Origin of the sequence: Thermoplasma sp. Kam2015 (assembly GCF_003205235.1) — an archaeon.
GTDB lineage: Archaea > Thermoplasmatota > Thermoplasmata > Thermoplasmatales > Thermoplasmataceae > Thermoplasma.
Genome location: NZ_QJSM01000018.1, coordinates 216,213 through 238,395 on the forward strand (window position 1 = coordinate 216,213; position 22,183 = coordinate 238,395).

The 22,183-nt window shown below is 43.9% G+C and carries 22 protein-coding genes and 1 pseudogene; 15 read left to right on the plus strand and 8 right to left on the minus strand.

What is annotated here, in order from left to right; genetic code table 11:
- Positions 1-12 precede the first annotated feature (12 nt).
- On the plus strand, positions 13-1,629 hold the full coding sequence (pheT, locus tag DMB44_RS02805; protein WP_110640568.1) for a phenylalanine--tRNA ligase subunit beta: 1,617 nt from the start codon (positions 13-15) through the stop codon (positions 1,627-1,629).
- A gap of 1 nt (position 1,630) precedes the next feature.
- Here pheT and DMB44_RS02810 read toward each other — a convergent pair whose 3' ends face one another.
- Complete coding sequence (locus DMB44_RS02810; protein WP_110640677.1) at positions 1,631-2,131, minus strand: gamma carbonic anhydrase family protein; 501 nt, start codon at positions 2,129-2,131, stop codon at positions 1,631-1,633.
- Between the two features lie 163 nt (positions 2,132-2,294).
- Between DMB44_RS02810 and DMB44_RS02815 the strand changes: the two genes are divergently transcribed.
- The 10 genes and pseudogenes from DMB44_RS02815 to DMB44_RS02860 all read left to right on the plus strand — a co-directional run bounded on the left by DMB44_RS02815 (position 2,295) and on the right by DMB44_RS02860 (position 13,335).
- Positions 2,295-3,038 carry a flagellin gene (locus tag DMB44_RS02815; RefSeq protein WP_110640570.1) on the plus strand — a complete coding sequence of 248 codons (744 nt, stop codon included), beginning with the start codon at positions 2,295-2,297 and terminating at the stop codon, positions 3,036-3,038.
- A gap of 38 nt (positions 3,039-3,076) precedes the next feature.
- On the plus strand, positions 3,077-3,541 hold the full coding sequence (locus DMB44_RS02820; protein ID WP_110640572.1) for a flagella accessory protein C: 465 nt from the start codon (positions 3,077-3,079) through the stop codon (positions 3,539-3,541).
- On the plus strand, positions 3,538-4,200 hold the full coding sequence (locus DMB44_RS02825) for a FlaD/FlaE family flagellar protein (protein WP_110640574.1): 663 nt from the start codon (positions 3,538-3,540) through the stop codon (positions 4,198-4,200). Before DMB44_RS02820 ends, DMB44_RS02825 begins: the two co-directional genes overlap by 4 nt.
- Positions 4,190-4,603 carry a flagellar protein F gene (locus DMB44_RS02830; RefSeq protein ID WP_237265254.1) on the plus strand — a complete coding sequence of 138 codons (414 nt, stop codon included), beginning with the start codon at positions 4,190-4,192 and terminating at the stop codon, positions 4,601-4,603. Before DMB44_RS02825 ends, DMB44_RS02830 begins: the two co-directional genes overlap by 11 nt.
- Positions 4,603-5,046, plus strand: a complete 444-nt coding sequence (locus DMB44_RS02835) for a flagellar protein G (protein WP_110640578.1) — start codon at positions 4,603-4,605, stop codon at positions 5,044-5,046. The genes DMB44_RS02830 and DMB44_RS02835 overlap by 1 nt, the downstream gene beginning before the upstream one ends.
- Positions 5,047-5,050: 4 nt before the next feature.
- Entirely contained in the window at positions 5,051-5,722 is a 672-nt protein-coding gene (locus DMB44_RS02840) for a flagellar accessory protein FlaH (protein WP_110640580.1), read from the plus strand.
- A gap of 5 nt (positions 5,723-5,727) precedes the next feature.
- Positions 5,728-7,330: pseudogene (locus DMB44_RS09745) on the plus strand (type II/IV secretion system ATPase subunit).
- Positions 7,302-8,975: a type II secretion system F family protein gene (locus DMB44_RS02850; RefSeq protein ID WP_237265255.1), complete on the plus strand. Its 1,674-nt coding sequence runs from the start codon at positions 7,302-7,304 to the stop codon at positions 8,973-8,975. The pseudogene DMB44_RS09745 and the gene DMB44_RS02850 overlap by 29 nt, the downstream one beginning before the upstream one ends.
- Before the next feature lie 192 nt (positions 8,976-9,167).
- Positions 9,168-12,770, plus strand: coding sequence for a lipopolysaccharide assembly protein LapB (locus DMB44_RS02855; protein WP_110640582.1), 3,603 nt, complete (start codon positions 9,168-9,170; stop codon positions 12,768-12,770).
- Entirely contained in the window at positions 12,757-13,335 is a 579-nt protein-coding gene (locus DMB44_RS02860; protein ID WP_110640583.1) for a site-2 protease family protein, read from the plus strand. The genes DMB44_RS02855 and DMB44_RS02860 overlap by 14 nt, the downstream gene beginning before the upstream one ends.
- A gap of 130 nt (positions 13,336-13,465) precedes the next feature.
- Here the strand turns inward: DMB44_RS02860 and DMB44_RS02865 are convergent, their stop codons facing one another.
- The 3 genes from DMB44_RS02865 to DMB44_RS02875 are packed head-to-tail and all read right to left on the minus strand — an operon-like array spanning position 13,466 to position 14,969.
- On the minus strand, positions 13,466-14,533 hold the full coding sequence (locus DMB44_RS02865; protein ID WP_110640585.1) for a glycosyltransferase family 2 protein: 1,068 nt from the start codon (positions 14,531-14,533) through the stop codon (positions 13,466-13,468).
- Complete coding sequence (locus tag DMB44_RS02870) at positions 14,530-14,796, minus strand: elongation factor 1-beta (RefSeq protein ID WP_110640681.1); 267 nt, start codon at positions 14,794-14,796, stop codon at positions 14,530-14,532. Before DMB44_RS02870 ends, DMB44_RS02865 begins: the two co-directional genes overlap by 4 nt.
- A 5-nt stretch (positions 14,797-14,801) precedes the next feature.
- The gene (locus DMB44_RS02875) at positions 14,802-14,969 is read right to left on the minus strand and encodes a zinc finger domain-containing protein (protein ID WP_110640587.1); all 168 of its coding nucleotides are present in this window, start codon (positions 14,967-14,969) and stop codon (positions 14,802-14,804) included.
- Positions 14,970-15,234: 265 nt separating this feature from the next.
- Here DMB44_RS02875 and glmM point away from each other — a divergent pair, with 265 nt between their 5' ends.
- Positions 15,235-16,578 carry a phosphoglucosamine mutase gene (glmM, locus tag DMB44_RS02880; RefSeq protein ID WP_237265256.1) on the plus strand — a complete coding sequence of 448 codons (1,344 nt, stop codon included), beginning with the start codon at positions 15,235-15,237 and terminating at the stop codon, positions 16,576-16,578.
- 6 nt (positions 16,579-16,584) lie between these two features.
- On the opposite strand, the gene DMB44_RS02885 is transcribed toward glmM, so the two are convergent.
- Positions 16,585-17,190 (minus strand): CDP-alcohol phosphatidyltransferase family protein, encoded by a 606-nt coding sequence (locus DMB44_RS02885; RefSeq protein WP_110640591.1) that lies wholly within the window; start codon positions 17,188-17,190, stop codon positions 16,585-16,587.
- A 125-nt stretch (positions 17,191-17,315) separates the two neighbouring features.
- The gene (locus DMB44_RS02890; RefSeq protein ID WP_110640592.1) at positions 17,316-17,780 is read right to left on the minus strand and encodes an adenylate kinase family protein; all 465 of its coding nucleotides are present in this window, start codon (positions 17,778-17,780) and stop codon (positions 17,316-17,318) included.
- A 150-nt stretch (positions 17,781-17,930) separates the two neighbouring features.
- Here DMB44_RS02890 and hemL point away from each other — a divergent pair, with 150 nt between their 5' ends.
- The 3 genes from hemL to DMB44_RS02905 are packed head-to-tail and all read left to right on the plus strand — an operon-like array spanning position 17,931 to position 20,757.
- Positions 17,931-19,196: a glutamate-1-semialdehyde 2,1-aminomutase gene (gene hemL, locus DMB44_RS02895; RefSeq protein WP_110640594.1), complete on the plus strand. Its 1,266-nt coding sequence runs from the start codon at positions 17,931-17,933 to the stop codon at positions 19,194-19,196.
- Positions 19,193-20,080, plus strand: a complete 888-nt coding sequence (hemC, locus tag DMB44_RS02900; RefSeq protein WP_110640596.1) for a hydroxymethylbilane synthase — start codon at positions 19,193-19,195, stop codon at positions 20,078-20,080. The genes hemL and hemC overlap by 4 nt, the downstream gene beginning before the upstream one ends.
- On the plus strand, positions 20,077-20,757 hold the full coding sequence (locus DMB44_RS02905; RefSeq protein WP_110640598.1) for a uroporphyrinogen-III synthase: 681 nt from the start codon (positions 20,077-20,079) through the stop codon (positions 20,755-20,757). Before hemC ends, DMB44_RS02905 begins: the two co-directional genes overlap by 4 nt.
- Here DMB44_RS02905 and pyrI read toward each other — a convergent pair.
- On the minus strand, positions 20,750-21,205 hold the full coding sequence (pyrI, locus tag DMB44_RS02910; protein ID WP_110640600.1) for an aspartate carbamoyltransferase regulatory subunit: 456 nt from the start codon (positions 21,203-21,205) through the stop codon (positions 20,750-20,752). The genes DMB44_RS02905 and pyrI overlap by 8 nt on opposite strands.
- 1 nt (position 21,206) lies before the next feature.
- Positions 21,207-22,124 carry an aspartate carbamoyltransferase gene (gene pyrB / locus DMB44_RS02915; protein WP_110640602.1) on the minus strand — a complete coding sequence of 306 codons (918 nt, stop codon included), beginning with the start codon at positions 22,122-22,124 and terminating at the stop codon, positions 21,207-21,209.
- Positions 22,125-22,183: the final 59 nt, after the last annotated feature.

Sequence of the window (22,183 nt, forward strand, 5' to 3'; positions counted from 1 at the left end):
TAACTCACTCTGATGGTTGTAATCAGGGATCCCTTTCCACGGCTCGTGGAAAAATTCGGTAAGGAGATAGTTGATCTTATATATCGGTATTCTGAAATCATAGGTTATTCAGTCGATCAGGACGATGATCTGAAGATAGAATTCAATCCTGACAGGCCGGATCTTTTTTCATTTCCCACGCTTGTGAAACAGATAAAGATTTATTATTACGGAGAAGTTGAGATACGCAGATCGCAATCTGAAGACGAAAATATCAAGGTAAGTGTTTCGCAGGGATCAAGATCTATAAGACCTTATTTTTCGGCATTCACTGCTGATGGTTCTTCTATAGGATCCTATTTTGATGATCTTATTGACTATCAGGAAACGCTGCATTCCACCATCGGAAAGAACAGGTTGAAGGTGGCAATAGGGATCCACGATGCTGAAAAGACAGGAACAATGATACATTACAGGACTGTGAGCAGATCGGTCCGCATGGAAACCTATGACGGTTTTTCTGGTACGGTCGATGAAGTACTGCGAAATCATGAGAAGGGGAAGATGTATGGAAGTCTGCTCCCTGATGTCGGCAGAGTGGTGGCCATAACAGACGAAGATGGTGAGATATTATCGCTCCCTCCCGTTGTCAACAGCTACAGATCAAGAATAGATCAGAATACAAAAAAGTTCTTTGTCGACATAACGGGAACGGATCTCAACTCAGTTAAGCATGCTCATTATCTTCTTTCCAACTTCTTTTCCAGCCTCAGATATAGAGTACGGATGCCGAATATAACAGGAATACCAGCTTCCGAAAAGTCGTCCATAGCAGCTTTCGATTACCGATCGATAAGGCCCAGAAGGAAGAATATAGATCGCTATCTGGGCGGGTTCCTCGAGGATGAAGAGATCATAGTTCATTTGAGGAAGATGGGATATGTCGCTGAGCCTGGATCGCCTGAAATCGTCGTGTACGTTCCGGGCTATAGGGTAGACGTCATGGGAGAAATGGACGTGATCGAGGATATAATGAAGGCGAAGGGGATAGAGAACATACAAGAAAAGGAGATATATATAGGGAAATTCGGCAAACCCATATACAAGAACGAGATTAAAAATGTGATAAGGGATGTCATGATCGGCCTGGGATTTCAGGAAGTTATGACATTTGTGCTCACATCATCAGTTTATGCTGAAGGATACACCGGCGGTGTTAAACTGCTCAATCCAAAGAGTGATGATTACTCCGTGATGAGGGACAAAATATACCCGAATCTCATAGATCTGATCGCCAGAAATAAGAAACATCCACTCCCACAGAAGATCTTTGAGATCGGAGAAAAGATGGCGGATGGAAAACAGATATCAGCTCTATCATGCGTGATCGCGGACACCAGATCAGAATTTTCCACGGCAAAATCATATCTTCAAGCATTTCTATCAAGATTCGTGAAGGGTGACTTAATAATAGAAGAATCAGATGTATATGGTGCCATAGAAGGCCGATCCGGATACATAAAGATAGGAAATAAACGTATAGGAAAGATCGGCGAGATCCATCCAGAAATACTCGAACGTTTTTCACTCACCGTTCCAGTATCTTTCTTTGAAGTGGATCTGGATCGTATTCTCTCTATAGAGCGATAATTCAGCCATGTCGATAGCGTTCGAGTCTTCCTCTCATGTGAAGTTCTTTCAATTTCAGGTAATCTTCAGCGTTTGCCATTATGTATTCCATCTGCCCTTTGTTGATCTTAACCACCTTTGCTGGCAGACCCAGTATGAGCGAATATTCTTCTGACTCAAAACCCTGTGTCACGACTGCGCCAGCACCCACGATGGATCCGGTTCTTATGTGGCTCCCGTTCATGAGTATGGATCCCATACCGATCAGGACAAAATCGTCAATAGTGCATCCGTGAACAACTGCATTGTGACCGATTGATACATTTCTGCCTATCCTTGTAGGATAACCGGTATCCGTGTGTATTGTTACATTATCCTGGATATTGGTATTCTCCCCGATAGTTATTCTATCCATGTCCGCCCTTATAACGGCGTTATCAAATATGGAGGCGTTATCACCTATTTCCACATCGCCTATGATCACTGCGGTTTCTGCTATATATACATCCTTTCCTATCTTCATGATCAGATATCTCATTATCGTTTTTAGATTTCTGCGCACTCCATATGATGTGGATTAGTCAGATACCGATATGAAAAATAGAAGCAACCTACATAAATGCATATAGCCATCCGTGCAAAAAATGGGTATATCTACATGGCCGATCGAAGAGTTGAGGTGCTAGATGAATAAGCTCTTAAGAAAAGTGCGAAAGGTGTTCAGCCTTAAAGCAGATAACAAGGCTGAAACTGGGATAGGCACACTGATTGTTTTTATAGCCATGGTTCTCGTGGCTGCAGTGGCTGCTACTGTCCTAATACACACCGCAGGAACTCTGCAACAGAAGGCAACGAGCACGGGCTCGCAGACGACACAGCAGGTATCTACAGGTATACAGGTTAACAGTATTCTCGGTTTGGACTCAAATAAAACCACTCCGACTCATGGATTAATAAAATGGATGGCCATACAGATATCAGTAACTGCTGGTAGTTCTTCTATTAACTTGGCAAATGTCACAATATCGTTGACATATCATGGTGTTTCAGCGTCATTGACATACGTGGGCTATGAGAATATAAGCGTCACAACTGCGAAAGACTTTGTATATGGGTTCCACTCAGCAGTATCGGGCACAAATAATGTGTTCAATGCATCTTACTTTAACACGATAAACGGTACAACAAATGGATCAAAGCATTTCGCGATATTGGTGCTAAGTGATCCAACTAGCTCATTGACCGCACAGTATCCAGTTATATCATATCAGGATCAGGTTGATCTACTAGTGAACGTAAGTGCAGTATTCGGTGGAATATCTGAAGGCCAGTCAGTGAATGGCCAGGTTCAGGCTCCAGTTGGATCTCCAGGTGTGATACAGTTCACAGCGCCAGAGTCCTTCGTATCGGATGTGATACAGCTTCAATAAATATAAGTTGAAGCTGTATTATATTTTTAGTGACAGCTATGGGTCTCTTGGACAATGTAAAGAAAATGGTTAAGAAGGAGGCCACAGAAACCCCTCAGCAGACCAGTGATGACCAGAAGCAGGTACAGGCCATACACGTGACAAATGGAGTTGACCCCAAGGTCATAGATGCTATGAATGAGAGAATGACAAAGATTGAAAACGATCTGGGAAAGATAAACGGTGAGATAGAAGGCCAGAAGAAGACCTTAAACGACATAAAGAACGATCTCGAAGGAATAAAGGAGAATGTGAAGATGGTCGTCTCACTTTACGAGCTTGTGTCGCGTGATTTCAATCCGTTCATGGACAAGACGCCCGAAGAAATCCGGGGTATCACAGACGCACTGGCAGATCAGGTGAACAACGTGAAGAAGCTGGTTGAGGCTGCGATAAAGGATCTTAGGGAGCTGTATGGCGTACCAGACATAGATCAGTTCATACAGATGGAGGAGAAAGAATGATCAACGACTCATTGAAACCGTACCTGGAGGAGAAACTGGAGGGCGCCAGGAAATCAGTGCCTGGTTTCGCGCTGGAAGAACTGAAGCAGAAAATAATATCTTCACCAATACAGTTTGGCAAAAACGACATAGATGACCTGGTTTCAAACCTGCTCAAGAGATACGAACAGACAAAAGAAAACTCATTGATCGGAAAGATAGACTCTATCTTCAAGGAGATATCGGACATAGAAAAGGTGATGTCTTCTAAACAGCCGGAGTCTGCCGCGCCGCAGGCTCCCGTTGAAAAACAGAAGAGGAAGGCTAAGCTGGAGGCCATTGGAGATGATGTGGTATCTATAATGGTATCATTGAGATGGCTGGAATTTCTTCTGGACAATTACGGTCCAGAGAATACTTTGGATGTCTTGGATTACTACGAAAGCCTTGGATGGATATCTTCGACGGTGAAAGAACAGATGATGAAATACGCAAAGATGACCGGTGTGATGAACCCGGCCCAGGAATATAAGATAAAACCATCGATACAGGACCACATCATAAACATGCTGTTCATAGAGAAGCTGAGAGGTGAGGAGATCAACAGAGATCTCATCGAGGCGCTCGAAAGGGAGTTTAGAACAATAAGAAAGGGAGTTGACGAGCTGTATGGGATTTAGCTATACAGTGGCGGCGGTAATAATGCTCTCGTCTACTCTTATATTTTTTGGAATAGTTTATACTTCGTATGTTCAATCCAATGAAAATTTAGCAAATGCAAATCAGAAGCTTGTTAAGAATATATACGATCTTGAAAATACACGGGTTTCCATATATGATTATTATTACAATTCAAGTTCATCATATTTCGTGATCAACCTGACGAACAATGGAAGTCAGGTGTTTAATATGAGTCTGGCCAATGTTCTCGTAAATGGTTCGCTGGTCAAATTCAACGTCTCCGGCCAGTTTTTGTTTCCACTGCAGACGGTATCTATAACATTCAAAGAACCGGCCGGATCCTATGCGGTTGAGATAGTTATGCCAGATGGTTATGAGATATTCAAGAAGGTGGTGTCCTGATGGCTTCAACAGCGGTTTCAGAACTGGTATTTTTCATCGTCACTCTGCTTATCACCGCATCTGCGGTGGCAGTACTATCCGATCAGACATTCCATCTTGTGGACGGCATGAAGACTTCGTCACAGAAAACATCGGATATGATTCAGCAGAACTTTGCAATAATAAACGATCCTACACAAATACCTTATAATGGTGGTTATGTATTTTACATAAAGAATACGGGAAGCGTTGCCTTTGCCTTCACGAACACCTCGGTATCGGTTCTGATCGACGGCAATATGGTTACCGGGCATTACCTCACATTCGAGACTCAGAACAACACCGGGGTGCTCTACCCAGGTCAGGTTGGAGAGATATTAGTGAATGAAACTCTCACAGGGTACAACAGCATAACCGTTTCCCTTTCCAGTGGTGTGTCGCATCAGCTGGAATTTGAGGTGTGATGGAATGTTCTTCAGCTTCAAGATAGATGGAGACGAACTGGATAAGAGGATGGGTGGCGGCGTATACGTCGGCCAGCTCTTCACGATATTTGGAGATAACAGTGAGGGTAAAACATTACTTTCAATAAGGTTAGCCTACGGCTTCCTGAAGAATGGTATATCCATAGCCTATGTTTCATCGCAGATGCCCATAAGGGAATTCATCTCTTTTTCCGATGCACTCGGTTATCCGGTTCTGAATTCCGTCATATCCGGTGCAATGCTGTACATAACGCCTGTTTTCATACTGAGACGCGCAAGGAAAGCAAATCTGGACGATCTGCTTAATAACGACCACGTCAAGGAGAAAAGTGTTCTCATAATCGATTCGCTGAACCCTGGTATGTTCAGGGACTTCGAGATAAATTCCTATATGGAAAAACTCAGGAAATTCTCGGAGAATCGCGTGGTAATAATAACTGCCAATCAGGCCAGTCTAGATGATGCTACGGTTCTGCGGATGAATCAACTCTCTACAACAATAGTCTCCCTGCACTCCAAGGAACTCGGAGGAATAAAGAGGCATTTCATAGACCTAGTGAAATACCCGATGGTCGTAAGATCCATCCAGCAGAGTATACCTTTCCGTGTTGAACCTGGCCGCGGTCTCATAGTTGAGATATCCAGCGTGTCGTGATCGCCATGGATAAGGGGGTTATCTCTGACAGCTATGAGATTGCGATATCAAGGAATCCGCATCTTGGGGAATACCTCTCAAAATACAGGGACGAGACAGGCAGAAGTCCGTCGTTTCTCGTCAACATCGACAGCTCTCTGAAGAGTCTGGCACATGTTGACGTGATATATCCAGTCGGCGATCCGATATTCATCCATATTTACGAAAAGGGAAAGGAGAGGAGATATAAGCCTATAGAACCGCTTCTCAAGGGTAAAGAACTGGAATTCATGGATGCGATACTTGATATTATAATGACGAGAGCTTCAGAGTATCCTCCCGCAGAAAACGAAGAGGAACAGGAGAAGAACATCGAGGATGTATATAAGAAGACCGTCTCCGTAGGTTCCAACAAGATAAGGAGGAATAGCGTATCACTTGAGAAGAACCTCTACGATAAGATGCTCTACAATGTCAAGAAGGAGATAATAGGTCTTGGTCCATTGGAGCCCCTCATTAGGGATTCTCACATAGAGGATATAAGTGGTATAGGGCCAGAGGATGTTTACATAGTCCACAAGATCTTCGGGTCAATGCCCACAGATATAACATTTGGAAGCATGGAGAGGCTGATGAGATTCAGCAAAAGGCTCTCTGAACGCGTAGGCAGACCGGTCAGCGATAAGAGGCCCATAGTTGATGCAACGCTTCCAGACGGATCTAGGCTTTCCATTGTCTACAGCACAGATATATCGCAGAGGGGTCCAAGCTTCACCATAAGAAAATTCTCGGAGATACCGCTCAGCATAATCAATCTGATAAAGTACAATACGATGTCGTATGAGGAGGCCGCGTACCTCTGGCTAGCTCTAGAATATGGGCAGAGCGTCTTTGTCTGTGGTGAGACGGCAAGCGGTAAGACCACTGTGGTAAACGCCATAATACCATTCATAAGGCCGGAATCGAAGATATTCAGTGCAGAGGACACCCCTGAAATAAGGGCACCTCAGAAGGCATGGCAGCAGCTTGTGACCAGAGAGAGCGGAGGAGAGCCGTGTAACTCTCTACGATCTTCTTCGAACAGCCCTCAGATCCAGGCCTAATTACATAGTTGTCGGTGAGATAAGAGGCGCAGAGGGCGCGATGGCCTTTCAGGCCATGCAGACAGGGCATCCGGTGATATCCACATTCCATGCATCATCAGTCAAGAAGATGATACAGAGATTCACCGGTAATCCAATAAACATACCGGTGACTTTCATGGATAACTTAAACATAGTCCTTATACAGCAGGCCGTATACGTCGGCGGAAAATTTCTGAGAAGAACGACGAGCATAAACGAAATCGAAGGATATTACGAAGATCTTGGAGGTGTCGCGACAAGAGCCGTTTTTGAATGGGATCCATCAACGGACAGGCATATGTTTAGAGGTATGAACAACTCGTATATACTTGAAGAGAAGATAGCGAAGACGGCGGGTTTGATAGATACAAGCCTCATATACAACGAGCTTTTCCGAAGGGCAAAGATACTGAAGGAACTGGCAGATCAGAAGATCACCGATTATTTCCAGGTATACGAGAAGATAAAGGAGTTCTATGAAGGAGGATCAGCTTATGGATACTAAGATGAAGAGGGGCTTCTGGATTGGAATAAATTATTCGAAAACCGATCTTATGCTTATAGCAGGATCCGCTGTCATGTCCGTTATGTTTTATCTGGTTTACATGGCCACGCAGAAGACATTCATACTGATACTGTTCAGCATGCTTGCTCTTGGATCGGCCTTCTTATTTCTGAAGCCGATAATAGATCGCGACAATAAGAAAAACGATATAAATTCAAACATACCGTTTTTCATAACAGCTTTTTCATCACTGGCAACCAGCGATGCAAATATAATCGATCTTCTTGATATACTTTCGAAAAAGGAAAAACTGGGATATCTTAGAAAGGAACTTGAGAAAATACTGAATCTTGTGAGGAACTGGGGCATGGGCCTTGCTGAAGCCATGACATTTGTTGCAAAGAGAACACCCAGCGATATATTCTCTGATTTCCTAACGAGATTTGGACATGCGATAGACAGCGGTCAGGACATTCAAGAGTTTGCAAGGACAGAGGTTTTCAGCACTATGAACAGCTTCGAGACCGCTTACACATCGGCACTGTACAGTTTCGATCTCTATCGTGATATATATGTATCGCTTCTGCTCTCCTTTGCATTTCTAATAACATTCATCATGATAATGCCAATACTAATACCAATAAACATAACTGTGGTCTTGAGCCTGAGCCTTCTCATGGTGGCATTGGGTGAATTTATGCTCGTCTATGGAATAAGCATAGTTCTCCCGAAGGATCCACTGTGGCACAAGACCGGCATAAAGACTGATACCGATATAAAGATGAGAAATCTCTTTTTCATATCCATAACCGCCTCAATGATGATCTTCATCATTCTCGATGTTACGAAGATCATTTACAAAATACCATTCTATTTCACATTTGCTATGATCGTAAGCCCCATAGCCTATCCCAGCTATATCGGTTCCAAGATGGAACGGGAAGTTCAGAAGAAGGATGAGATGTATGGCAGCTTTATAAGATCCCTCTCTGGTTCGGCGTCAGCACGTGGAAACCTTCTTATAGACGCTCTGAAGGCCATAGTGATGCACGACTTCGGCATACTATCCAAGGACATAGATAAGCTCTACAAGAGGCTCCTTTACAGGATAAATTCACTGAAAGCATGGAAGATGTTTTCGGCCGACACAGGATCGCATCTCATTGAAATTTACTCGGAGACATACGCTGAGAGTATCGATCTGGGTGCAGACGCGCTCAAGAGCGGAATGATCGTCTCTGAAAATTTCGAAAAGATCGTTGGTCTAAGGAAGAGAAAGCATTCCTCCGTGACAAGCTTCGTTGGTATAATGTACGGCATAACGGCCGGTCTTGCATTTTCTCTGGCGATATCTTACGGTATTCTGAAGATAATAGATGGCATATTCTCAGGTTTCAATCTATCCGCACTTGGTGTAACAGGTATATTTCTGGCTCCGCCTTCATCCTCTGTATATCTAATTGAGATATTTCTGATGATCATCCTCTTCGTTCATTCCTTCATTGGCGGGGTTTCGCTGAAAGTCTCTGACGGTGGAAGGATCGTCCATGGGCTTCATCACACTGTCCTCATGATATGGATCGTATCATTTGTGGTGTATGGCACACTGCAGATAACCAGCATACTCCTCTCATCGACAGTTTGAAGGAAGATTACGGTCTATAGACCTGAATTTTTATGGCTTTTTACTAAATGGCCGATGGTTTTCGCTGATCGTCAGTTATGCAATCTGCATTGAGGGGATTCGGAGAAATGGGCGCTCAAGTCATGGATGGCTTTTTGCATTAAGGTTCTTCAGGATACAATTTTTTATATATGGTGAACTATTCTTGAAAGGATGGCGGATCCTAAACTTACGAAGACCATCGTAATGAAGATGAATGCGATCATTACGGAGAAGGATCCGGAAAGAAAAAAGTCCAAGATATCTGAACTTATAGAATCCCTGAAATCTGCCGATGTAACGCAGATAAACAAGGAAGATGTTGATCCATTCATCTCGGTTCTCGTAAGAAACATATCGGATAGCACACAGATTCAGGATATAATGCCGTATCTGGAGATGATATCACCAGACAATAAGAGCATTGCAGAGTCAAAGGTGATAGAGAACTACAGCGCTGGAAACTATCTCGACGTGATACGTCTTGTTACTTCAGACACATACTTCTGTGAGATAGAAAATGTGATCAACCTCCTCGTATCAAGCGCAGATCATCTCGAAAAATATGACAGCGTGGCTGTTTTTCTTTCAAAATGCGGAAGATACGATGACAGAATAATGGCGAGATATGCAGAACGAGATAGAAACGACGCAACGACAGATACGATAATAGGAAATTATGAAGCGCATAACGATTGCAGGGCTATTGTGAGTTTGATCAGGCATGTTTTAGCCTATGAATATTCAGAGAATTATATAGTTAAAATGATAGAATGTGCGGAGAAGATCGAAGACAGCGAATCTGTAATATACGCTCTTGATTTGGTTCTGCCTGACAAGATAGAGAAATCAGATTCTTCAATATTCCTGGCGAATACCGCACTTCGCCTTGGTAGATACGAGAAGGCAAGGGCGATAGCTGATCGCGGTCTCAAGCTGGATCCTGGCAACGTCCAGCTTAAACTTCTGCTCGCAAGATCGCTCTATGGAATGGGAAAGATCAATGAAAGTTTGAATTTCTACAGAGATGTCTGTGAATCTCAACCCGAGAACACCGAAGCAGTATATGAGATGATCGATATATTGTACAATCATGGCCGTACAAAAGAATATGCTGAGGCTTTGAAGAATGTCAGCAGAGAAAAATTCAGGCCTGAGGATTACGTAAGGATCGCCGATCTCCTAAAGGATTCTGGCGATATATCATCTTCTGTCAATCTCCTCAAGGAAGCCGTGACGAGATTTCCAGATAATGCGGATATAATCAGATCGTATGCAATTGCAATGCAGGAAGTGGGGAATCTGGGTGAGGCCTATCAGGCCTATCAAAATCTCATAAGGATAAAGCCAGATGAGAATGCATTAAGGTTCCTGATAGATTATCTCTTCAGCAGGAGGAGCTTTGAGGAGATACTGAGCATATATGAATCACAGCAAGACGAAAGCCTGAAAGAGAAATTTGTTGGCGTTGCGGCAGCCTCCTATGTGTATATGGGCTATATAGACGATGCTGTCAAGTTGGCCAAAGATCATCACGAGATTCTGGATGATCCATATTTTGTTGACTCTATACTTTTCTCCATAAGAGAAAAGGATCATGCACAGATGCTGATCTCTGTCGGCATAGAGAACACGTATTCTAAGATCTCCTTAGACAGGCTGCTTGGAATAGAGATCAGGGGAGTGGACTACATAATGGACTATGCAGCAAAGTCATGTTCAAAGGCAATGGCCTTCGTGGCAGCAGAATCCGTTTTCAAAAAGATGCACACGGTTCCTGATAAGATAAAGGTCACCCTGTCCACGAGATGCCTGGAAGAGGTCTATGATGTAATCCTAACGATGCAGGGCATATATACGAAGGACAACATCAGAGTATTTGAAGATCATCCAAGATACCTTTATCCAGCAATAGACACCTTCATTGGCGTGGGTCTGTATGATGAGGCTTATAAATTGATCAGCAGATATGAAAATGTCAAGGACGATCCCTTTCTGAACTACGAATATGCCCGTTTGATGTACGTCATGAACAGGCAGAAGGATGCGCTGAGGCTGATAAGAAAGGCGAAGGAAGACTTTCCAAATGTGGACTTCTATCTGCTATCCATACTCATAGATCCAGAATCAGTGGTTGATGATGTGTCTGCGATACTGGATCTTGATAAAAATGCGGTTCCTTATAAAATAATCAGAGATAAATACGTTGATAATGCCAAGATCATTGCCGGCGTACTTTCTCTTCTCCATGAGAGAAACATTCAGAATCTTGAAGTATCAAGGCTAGAAAGAGATCATCTATTCAGGTCAGGGAAGTTGGAAGAATCTTTGAATATTTCAGCAAATGTGATAAAGGAATCATCAGACACCGATGATCTGAAGGTTCATTATTCAATACTGAAGAAGATCAATTCTGATTCTGCAGCCGATTTTCTGCTGCACTATCTGGATAGATTCGAGGGCATGGACGATCTCAAGGAGGCTGCGCATTCATTTTACAGAAGAAGAGATTTTGAAAATGCCATAACAATATACAGGGCGATGATAAGCAGGGGTGCCAATCCGGTTCAGTTCCCGGAATACATAGACTGCCTGATAGAGACTGGAAATTATGCAGAGGCGGATGATATAATATCGAGACTTCCTACCGTCATGCCTGTGACCATAAAATTCTACCTCAGGATGGGCAAGACAGACAGGATAGTGGAGTATCTCATGTCAGGTGAAGAAAAATCACCTGAAGATATAAAATATATAGCAAAGGTTGGCTGGCCCTATGATAACATAAGGGAAGCCCTGATAAGATACTACGAAGAATCAGGAGATATCGTAGCAGGCAGGTCGATAATGGAGAAATTCGTGAACGAGGGTCGGTATGAGGACGCACTCCGCATAGCCTCTTACCTGTATGAAAACTTTTCAGACATTGATGTTGGCATCTCCTATGTGGATCTGCTGAGGATCAAGGGCGATGCTGCAAATGCACTGCAGGTCGCTGAGGATCTGGCATCCAGGTGTCAGGGAAATATCTGCACGGAGATATACAGGCGGATATACGGAATTCTGTATGATCTGAAAAAGTATACGGAGATCATAAAACTATACAGGAAGAGAAAGGATTCCGACTCAAACATCGTGCCGTTTGTAGTTAGATCATACCTGGCAGTTGATGATATTGAATCAGCGGAGGAGGTATTGAATCAGTACAGTTTACCTGATAGTGTAAAAAAATCCTTGATGCAGGCCATCAGCGACAAAAGATACATGGATAGGATCACGAAATACACCTCAAAGATCCTAACCATAGAATTCAAGCAGAGGAGAAAATTATCGTTGGGAGAGATGATCTCAAAAGCAGATGTGCCTGAGGATTTCACCAGTGACATAAAATCTTTCTTCACCGACGACAAGTATATGGGATCGCCTGATGAGATCAGCCTTGAAAAGATATCTGCTGATATGATAAGAATGATTGCAGAGAAGGAGAAGATTGAAACCGCAGATAAAATATACATCCACACGATATTCGGCCATCTTGATCCTAGGGATCCAATATTGGCGAAAAATCTCTATGTGTACATACAGAAATCGATGAAGAGAGATCCAGAGGGCATTGAAGGGGCAAAATCAATCGCCGAAAATGCGGTGAATGATAATGTTCCAGATAATGAAATAGAAATAATAAAGAGATACGGAGTAGGTATCGCTACAGCTTCGGCGGCGGTAAAAATAATGAGAAAGATGAAGGAGGATAGATACAAGGATGTACGGGCATGATATTTCGAATGAGGAAAAGGACATAGCTGTTTCCGTCATAGCATTGACTGCCGCATTTGCCATAGCTAACAGGTTCAGATCTCCATACGGTCCATTTTTCATACTTGCAGTATCATTTCTTGTTGCAATTACAGCGTTTCTGATGCACGAACTTTCGCACAGATATGTGGCAAGATCCTATGGAGGGATAGCATATTTTAAGATGTGGCCTACGGGTCTTTTTCTTGCCCTAGCGACATCCATATTCGGTTTCATATTCGCCGCTCCGGGAGCTGTTAATATAGGAGGGATATACCGCAAGGATCAGATAGGTAAAACCGCGCTGGCAGGCCCTGCCATGAATATATTTCTTGGTATACTCTTCTATGGCATGGCGTTCTTCACCCTCATACCGGTGATCAGTGCGATATTCAGATATGTAGCCGAGATGAATTTCTGGTTTGGCTTCTTCAATCTCATACCCATACCGCCTCTCGATGGCTACAAGGTATTCACGTGGGATCTCTATGTCTACATAGTATCGATAGCAATCGCGCTTGTGTTTGTTGTGCTGTTTGTTTTCTGATCATATATATCGATATTATTTCTGGATGGTATGCGACAAGAGCTCAGAAATCTATAGATTAGACGATACGCATGCGATGATGGCAGGATTCGTATTTATCAATAAATGGATTCATAAAGATTAAGTGCATCTATCTCTCAGCAAACTTTTGAAGTTCATATTTATTTCCGCGCCACAGTATATGCTTCATTCTATGTGCGATCATCAAATTTACCAGATAGATGAAGGGAAGCATCAAAAATATTGCTGCGAATGAGATCCTTCTGATGACTGTTCTATCGTACATGCGATAGATGCCTATGATTTTCGGGATGAGGAGATATAAGAATACAGGATTCGTAACAGAGAGGATAATCGCCGAGATAAAGAGAATTATATCGAGCGAATAGAATATGATGCCATAACGAAATACTTTTGGAGAGGCGCTTATGGATAGCGCCGTCTGTCTGTTCGCCCACTCCCAGAATTGAGGCCATGTATCGGGGCAGTATATTGCTGGCCTGGCCTCCCTGACATAGGCGATGCGGAGACCTTTGGATTTGCAGATGGCCGTCAATGCCGAATCGTCAGAAACATTCCCAGAGAAGAATGGCATCGCGGAATCGATAAGCGTTCTTCTGAAGGCGAGCGATCCACCCCAGCCGAACCTAGTCAACCTGGATTCCATCAGAGATTGGCCGACAGTGCCCCATACGGCTTTGATCTTTGATGGGAATGATCCCACAGGATAGAAGTATGGAAAGGTGGTCGAGATGCCGACCTTAGGATCTGAAAGAGGGCATACAAGGTTCCTCAGCCATTCTCTGTCGACCCTGATATCTGAATCGGCTATGACATAAATATCATAATCGGGTCTTGATGCGATTGCAGTTGATATCGCTCTGACCTTGCCGCTGCAGGTGTTGCACGCATAATTCGATAAGATATGTGGTATCCCGATCTTCTTTACAGCGGGCATTGCCGGATCCGATGGATCGTCGAGCACGGCCAGATAGTCGGCGTTCACATCCTGTGATACGATCGATCTGAGGTTTTCCTCTAGATCGTAATCTATGCCCTTGCATGGTATTATGACCAGGATCCTATCTTGCCTTCTATATTCGCATCTCTCATCAATTTCCTTATGAAGGCCTATATAAGAAAAACCCGCTGCAATCAGGGTAAGTATGAATATGAAAATGATCAGAAATAATGTCATATGAGGGAGACATTTTCTGTACTTATCTCGCCCACACCATCTATGCTGGAAATTTTATTCTCAACGTTGTCTATCTCGCCCTCTTTATCCTGGACAATTATTTCCAGCTTGATGTATTTAAGCCCAAAACCGATGTCAACCTCTTCCATTCGATTTATGGAGCAGATAGCGGATATGCTCTCCCTTATCTTATCTTCGATACCCTTTATATCAACATCGGTATCTTTCGGCAGAACCTTCAGCGATACTAGAACATCTCCCATCTGTATCACGGCCCCTCAAAACCACAGTTATCACAGACGTATGGGGTGGAATGCTCTCTGCATGTTTTGCATCTGCCTATAACTTCATTTCCGCAGTTTGGGCACAGAAATACCGAATAACCCTCATCTATCAGTCCAACACCACAGGATGTACAGGTCTCTTTGTATACCATATTCGCAAATAGCATTCTCCTATATTAGGTTACGGCATTTTTTTCGGTTAGATGAGGTAAGTTTTCCTTCGAAATGTAAGCGATTTCTGATATACATCGTATCGGTATACATCGTTTCTAATGTATACAGGTTAAGGCAGATGAAACTGGAAGCTATGGTTTCAAATCCGATGACAATTTGCAATGTTTTTTGCTAATGTGAATCGCCCAGATGATCGTAGAGGATCGCCCAAGCATTTTATAAGGGATGGCACTATTCTTGATCATGGCTGATCAGAGGCTCTTTGGCACCAATGGTATAAGGGGTATTCCCAATGAAGATCTGACTGTTGACTTTGCAATGCGTGTGGGAAAGAGTATAGGGATGTTCGTTTCCGGAGATGTTGCACTGGGCAGAGATACAAGGATCAGTGGCGATATGATAAGTTCTGCAGTGATCGCTGGCCTAACCTCCACTGGCCATAACATAGTGGATCTGGGCATATTGCCAACACCAGCCCTTCAGTACTATTGCAAGAATCATGGAATCTACGGTGTCATGATCACTGCCTCACACAATCCGCCTCAATACAATGGCATAAAGGTTATTGATAGAGATGGAACGGAGATAGAACGGCCATCAGAGGAAAAGATAGAGGGCATATACCATTCTGGATCATTTTCCTCGGTAAAATGGGAGGATGCAGGGCGTATAAGATATGTAGACGATGCCCTTGATCAATATATAAGCGGTGTTCTCTCAAAAGTAGACGTAAACAGGATAAAGGAGAGAAAGTTCAGGGTTCTTGTAGATACGGGAAATGGTGCGGCATATTTTTCCACGCCCATGCTGCTTGAAAGATTGGGATGCACGGTCGTCACTCTAAACGCGAATCCAGATGGAAGGTTCACTTCAAGAAATGCCGAGCCAAAACCTGAGAATCTTAGAGATCTAATGGCTCTTATGTCCACGGGGAACTTCGATCTTGGAGTTGCGCATGATGGCGATGCTGACAGGGTCGTGTTCATAGATGAAAAGGGGCAGTTCATAGATGGCGATAAGAGCCTTGCCCTGCTTGTGAAGAATGTCGCGTCAGCTGGAGATATAGTTGTGACTCCGGTGAGCTCATCCGACATAATCGCAGACATATGCAGTTCCGTCGGTGCAACCCTCATCAGGACAAAGGTTGGTGCGCCAATAGTTGCAAGAACAATGATCCAGAACGGAGCGGTGATAGGCGGTGAGGAAAATGGCGGTGTTATATATGGGAAGCATCAGTACTGCAGAGATGGTGCCATGACCTTGTCACTGATGCTTGATCTCATGGCCAGAAGCAACAAAAAGATATCTGAACTTGTCAGAGAACTACCGCAGTACTTCCTTGATAAGAGACAGGTGGAGAGAACGGTTGACTGGTCAAGGTTACAGAAGGAACTGCAGAAGGGAGAGAAGGTAGATCTGACTGATGGCGTCAAGATCCTGAAGGAGGATGGATGGATACTCATAAGGCCGTCAGGCACGGAGAAAATCTTGAGAATATATGCGGAATCTATAGACATGTCCACGGCCAAAAAATACGCCGATCAATATGTGGCTAAGATAAGGGATCTCCAAGAAAAGTTAGGATGAACCGCATCATTGATCGCGCAATTTTCCATATATTATGAGGAAGCGCTGAACCACCGTGACCGTTCCAAATAGGCCGAATATAATAAGAAGGATGTTTGTGGGCGTTAGGGAAATATAGTTGAATCTGTAGAACGATCCCACAAAAATCTGTAGTATTATAAACACGATCATTATGACGAGGCGATCGGCCCTCCCCATCAGACCCGCATAGAGACGGTTCAGTCCCAGCGCCTGGGCCTGAGTACCGAGATAACTTGTCATCAATACCCCTATGAGCGCAAAGAGGCCAAGATACACATTGCCGAATCTGCTGAATGCAAAGCCCAATATGAGAAATATATCAGAAAAACGATCAAAGCTGTGGTCTATAAAGTCACCAAGTTTTGAAGAGACACCCTTCAGCCTTGCCAGTTTTCCGTCTATGGCATCAAACAGAGCCGAGAGAATAACCATAATCAAGGTTATCGCTGGGTATCCCAAAAAATAGGAAATTCCGGCTATACCTGCGAAAACCAGAGAAAGGACAGATATGGTGTTCGGATTCCATCTTATGAATGCCTTGGATATGGGTGTCAGGATACCGTCGACCCTATTTCGGTATGAGTCCAGCATTTTTGAACAGCCTATACATGAACATGGCGGACGATATATTATTTTCCGATGTAGGATAGCGTAATCAATGTAGCTTCGTAAAAATAAAACGCATCATCTTCGAAGTTCATTGTATGGTTCCTGGATTAAGAACACAACGGGTGCTGCTCTATTATCTTTTCGATATCTGAGATCGTTGCTCCCAGGTCTTCGTTATGGATTCTGAATATCCTGGTGGACGGGATCAGATCCAGGCTCTCTGAATATATTACGTCCGACCTCTGAGCATCCAGATTCTCCTCGATCTTCTCATCTGAATATCCGCGGGCCTTCATCCTCTCCCTGAGCTTCGATTCATCCGCTTCCAGTATGATTACGAAATCGCATGGGAGAAGATGGGCGTAGTGGGCCGCTATGATGCCATGAAATCGATCAATCAGGAGATGATCGGAGAGGCAGTCTATATCAACCTGATCTCCGGAGATGCATCCGTATTTCCTTGCCAGTTCATTGCCCTCAACGCATGGATGGCCAAGATCGTTCATCTTCCTGCATATGGTGCTCTTTCCCGTTCCAGGTATACCGCTGATGCATATTATCTTCGTTTCCATCTTGTCCTATCACCATTATGAATTGATTCCGGATATTTGATCAATGGGCAAGATATCGTCTGGCATTTATAATCATTTTCTGAGCATGCAAAAACATCGGTTCTTCTTAATTTAACGTCACTTTAAATTTCAGGTTGTGATGCTGAAGCCATGGGATCTAAAGATCTGTTCCAGATTGGATCGTCTATGTTTCCAATGGGTGTTAATTCACCCGTGCGTTATTTCAAGGATTATCCTTTCTATGTCCATCATGTAAAAGGTTCGAAGATATACGATGTGGATGGCAACGAGTATATAGATTACTGTCTCGCCTATGGCCCTTCGATCCTTGGCCATGCCGATCCAGACGTGGTAAAAGCGGTAAAGGAACAGGCAGAAAATGGCCTACTCTACGGTGCACCTGCGGAAATAGAGATAAAACTTGGAGATCTCATACGCAGATCATCCAGAAATATAGAGATGATGCGATTCACAAATTCCGGTACGGAGGCCACCATGCACGCCATAAGGCTGGCAAGAGGATATACAGGAAGAAGCATAGTTGTGAAGATGGAAGGTGGATTTCACGGCGCCCATGATTATTCGCTCATCAGATCGGGCAGCGGCACTCTCACATTCGGATCGCCGTCATCGCCAGGAGTGCCGGAGGAGGTGGCCAAAACCGTAATCGTTGGGAGATACAATGACAGGGAAAGCATAAGGGATATATTCGACAGGTATGGAGACAGAATTGCTGCGCTCATAACTGAACCCATAATGGGAAACGCCGGCGTAATATTACCCGATCCCGGATTCCTCGAATTTCTTAGAGAAATTACGGAGAAAAACGGATCGCTCCTGATATTTGATGAGGTTATAACCGGTTACCGCTTCGCTTTCTCGCCCTATCAGGATCTGATAGGAATACGTCCAGATCTCACCACGATGGGAAAGATAATTGGCGGCGGCATGCCGATAGGTCTCTTTGGCGGCTCAAGGGATCTGATGAGCAGGGTATCACCATCTGGCGATGTATATCAGAGCGGGACATTCTCTGGAAATCCCATCACCATGGCGGCTGGCTATGCGGCGCTCAAGAAATTGCAGAACATGGATTATTCAAGGATCAGAAAGACGACAGAGAAACTGATCACGGGAATAGACGAAATTCTATCCAGAAGGAAGATTCGGCACGTCATAAATAGTTACGTATCCATGTTTCAGTTCTTCTTTGCTGAAGAGGCCCATAATTATGATCAGGTCATGAAGGCAGACAGGGATCTGTACTTCAGGATATTCAAAAGCCTGATGAGGCATGGCGTGTATCTTCCGCCTTCCCAGTTTGAAACGAATTTCGTCAGTTTTGCACATTCGGATGAGGACATAGCAAAAACACTGGAGGCTTTTGATTCCGCTGTAGGTGAGGTTGTGGGATGAAAGCGATCAGGTTGGGCACGAGGCCCAGCAGATTAGCCATGGCTCAGACCGAGATGGTGGCTTATTCGATAAAGAAACTTGGTTACAGCGTAGAAATAGTCAAATATCTATCGGAGGGCGATTCTGATCTAAAATCTCCGCTGTATTCCATAGGCAGAACAGGCGTTTTTGTGGACAGGATAAATGCACTAATACTCTCAGGAGAGATAGATGCTGCCGTTCATAGTGCTAAGGACATACCGTACACCATTGATGAAAGGTTGCAGATATCGGCTGTGATGCCCAGAGGTTCATTCGAAGACGCTCTTGTCTCAGATATGCCTCTATCGATGATGCCGCCGGGTTCAACGATTGGAACTTCCAGTCTCAGGCGTAAGTACCAGATACTTTATCAGCGCAGCGATCTGAAGGTTGTGAATCTGAGAGGCAACATAGACACGAGGATTGAGAAGATGAGGACGGAAGGAATGGCAGGCATGGTTATGGCACTCGCGGCCATAGAGAGGCTGCATCTCGGCGTCAGATACTGGCCGATAGATCCAGAAAAGTATGTACCGGCGCCAAATCAGGGGATAATAGCCGTGGTGTCGCAGAAGGGATCAGAAGCATCAGATATACTATCCAGGATCAACGACAGCGCAACTTACAGGGACATGATGGCCGAGAGAACTATAACGCAGGATCTGAGGCTTGGGTGTTCAACTCCAGTGGGCATACTCAGCAGATCCAGTGGAAAAGGAATGAGGATACTTGCGCAGTTCTTCTCAATGGACGGTTCAGATATGATCATGTTCGATCAGCATATAGAGGATCTGCATGATATCGGAGATATCGTATCATACATAAGAGATAACATTCCTGAGGAGTACGGGTATAATCTATGAAGTACGTTTTGTCCGTGAGACCAGAAAAAAAGGCAAAAACTATCACGACTGATTGTTTCAGGGTAATCAATGTGCCTGTGACGGATCTGAAGTCCATTGATATAGATTATGACGATATACTCTCAGAGAACAATGTGGAGTGCATCGCTTTCACCAGCTCATACGGTGCCCATCTCTTCTTCATCAAGGCAAGAAATAAGGCGTTCAGATACTTCGGAATAGGGAAGACCACATGCGAGGAAGTGGAGAAAAATGGGTTTAGATGCGAATACCCGGAGAGTATGGACTCAGAAGGTCTTGCGAATCTACTCCTCTCCAGATGCGCGGGCAGAAGGATTGCACTCATAAGGAGCAAAAGTGCAAATGAAATCGTTAACGAACGTTTAAAGGACAAGGTCTTCTTTCTCGATCTCAGGAACTATGAGGCGGTACCCACAGGCGCCGATCTAGCACAATATCTGCAGAGCGATGATTGTGCCGGTATCATAGTGACATCGTCCATGGAAGCAAAGATTGTACTGCCTTATATTAGAGCCTCTGGAAAACCTGTTTACTCCATTGGAGAGGTCACCACAGAAACTCTGGAAAGTGCAGGTATACACCCACTTATGTCAGGAAGATCAGATTTCATGGATCTGGTAAAAAAGATAAAAGAATATCTGTGTTCCATCAGCTGAATATGTCCCTTTCACCCATTGTCCTCTCACAGTAGACGCACCTTATAACCAGCGGATGCTTAGACACGATCTCAAACTCAGATTCAACTGGTTCGTGGGTATTGGTGATGCAGTTCTGATTCTTGCATTTAATGACTCCAACGAGCCTTGAGGGCAGATCCACCTGAAATTTCTCGCTAATTTCGTAATTCCTTATGATGCTTATGGTGGCATTGGGGGCAATGAGTGATATCATGTCAAGTTCGTTCCTGTCCAGAAACCGGTTTTCGATCTTTATCACATCCTTGAAGCCCATCTTATTGCTTGGTACATGTATAGCGACGCTCACGGTGTAGTTTACATCCTCATGTACACCTAAGACGCCTATGACACGTATCCCCTTTCCAGACGGAACATGATCTATGACTGTTCCGTCCCTTATTTTTGATATCCTCAACGTCTTTTCCATATCACTCACCCAATATACGATATATCAGAGCCATCCTTACGGGCACTCCATAATAGGCCTGTTTGAAGTACTTGGCCTGCGGCAGTTCATCGACTTCCGGCCTGATCTCATCAACTCTGGGAAGCGGATGCATTATTATGGATTTCTGCTTCATCTTCGATACGAGTTCCTTATCCACAGAATAGGATCCTATAACACTCTGATATTCATTCTGATCGGTGAACCTTTCCTTCTGAATTCTTGTAACGTAGAGAACATCTGTGTCCTCTATGACTGACGAGAGATCATCGTATTCTTTTATCCTGCTCCTGTCTCCTATCTTGGTATAGACGTAATCAGGCAGTTTCAATATCTGAGGGCTTACAAGATTGATTCTGACGTCGTACTTTGATAATGCTATGATCAGAGAATGTATTGTTCTCCCATACCTGAGATCGCCCACCATGGTTATAACCCTTCCATCTATGGATCCAGTCTCCTTTTTGATGGTGTAAAGGTCAAGTATGGTCTGAGTTGGATGCTGGCCAGATCCATCACCCGCATTTATGACCGGCTTATTGGCGAACTTGGATGCAAGCCTTGCAGCACCTTCAAGTGGATGCCGTATCACTATTATATCGGAATATGAGGAAGCCATCCTGATGGTGTCGGCGAGTGTTTCTCCCTTTGCGACAGAGCTGGTCTTAACGTCAGATACTGTTATCACGGATCCACCAAGCCTGTGCATGGCGCTTTCGAATGAAAGTCGAGTTCTGGTGCTTGGCTCATAAAACAGTGTAGCCATTATTCTGCTATTCAAGAGATCTGTGCTTCCACCCTTCTCAATTGTTTTAAGCATGGAATCAGCAAGATCGAAGAGATCATTCAGATCATCGCTGTCGACATCTTCGATTGAAACAATACTCTTATTCTTCAACATCCAGTGGACATAATCGGCGAGTTAAAAAGATTTGTTAGGGGTTTGGGGGAGCATCAAAT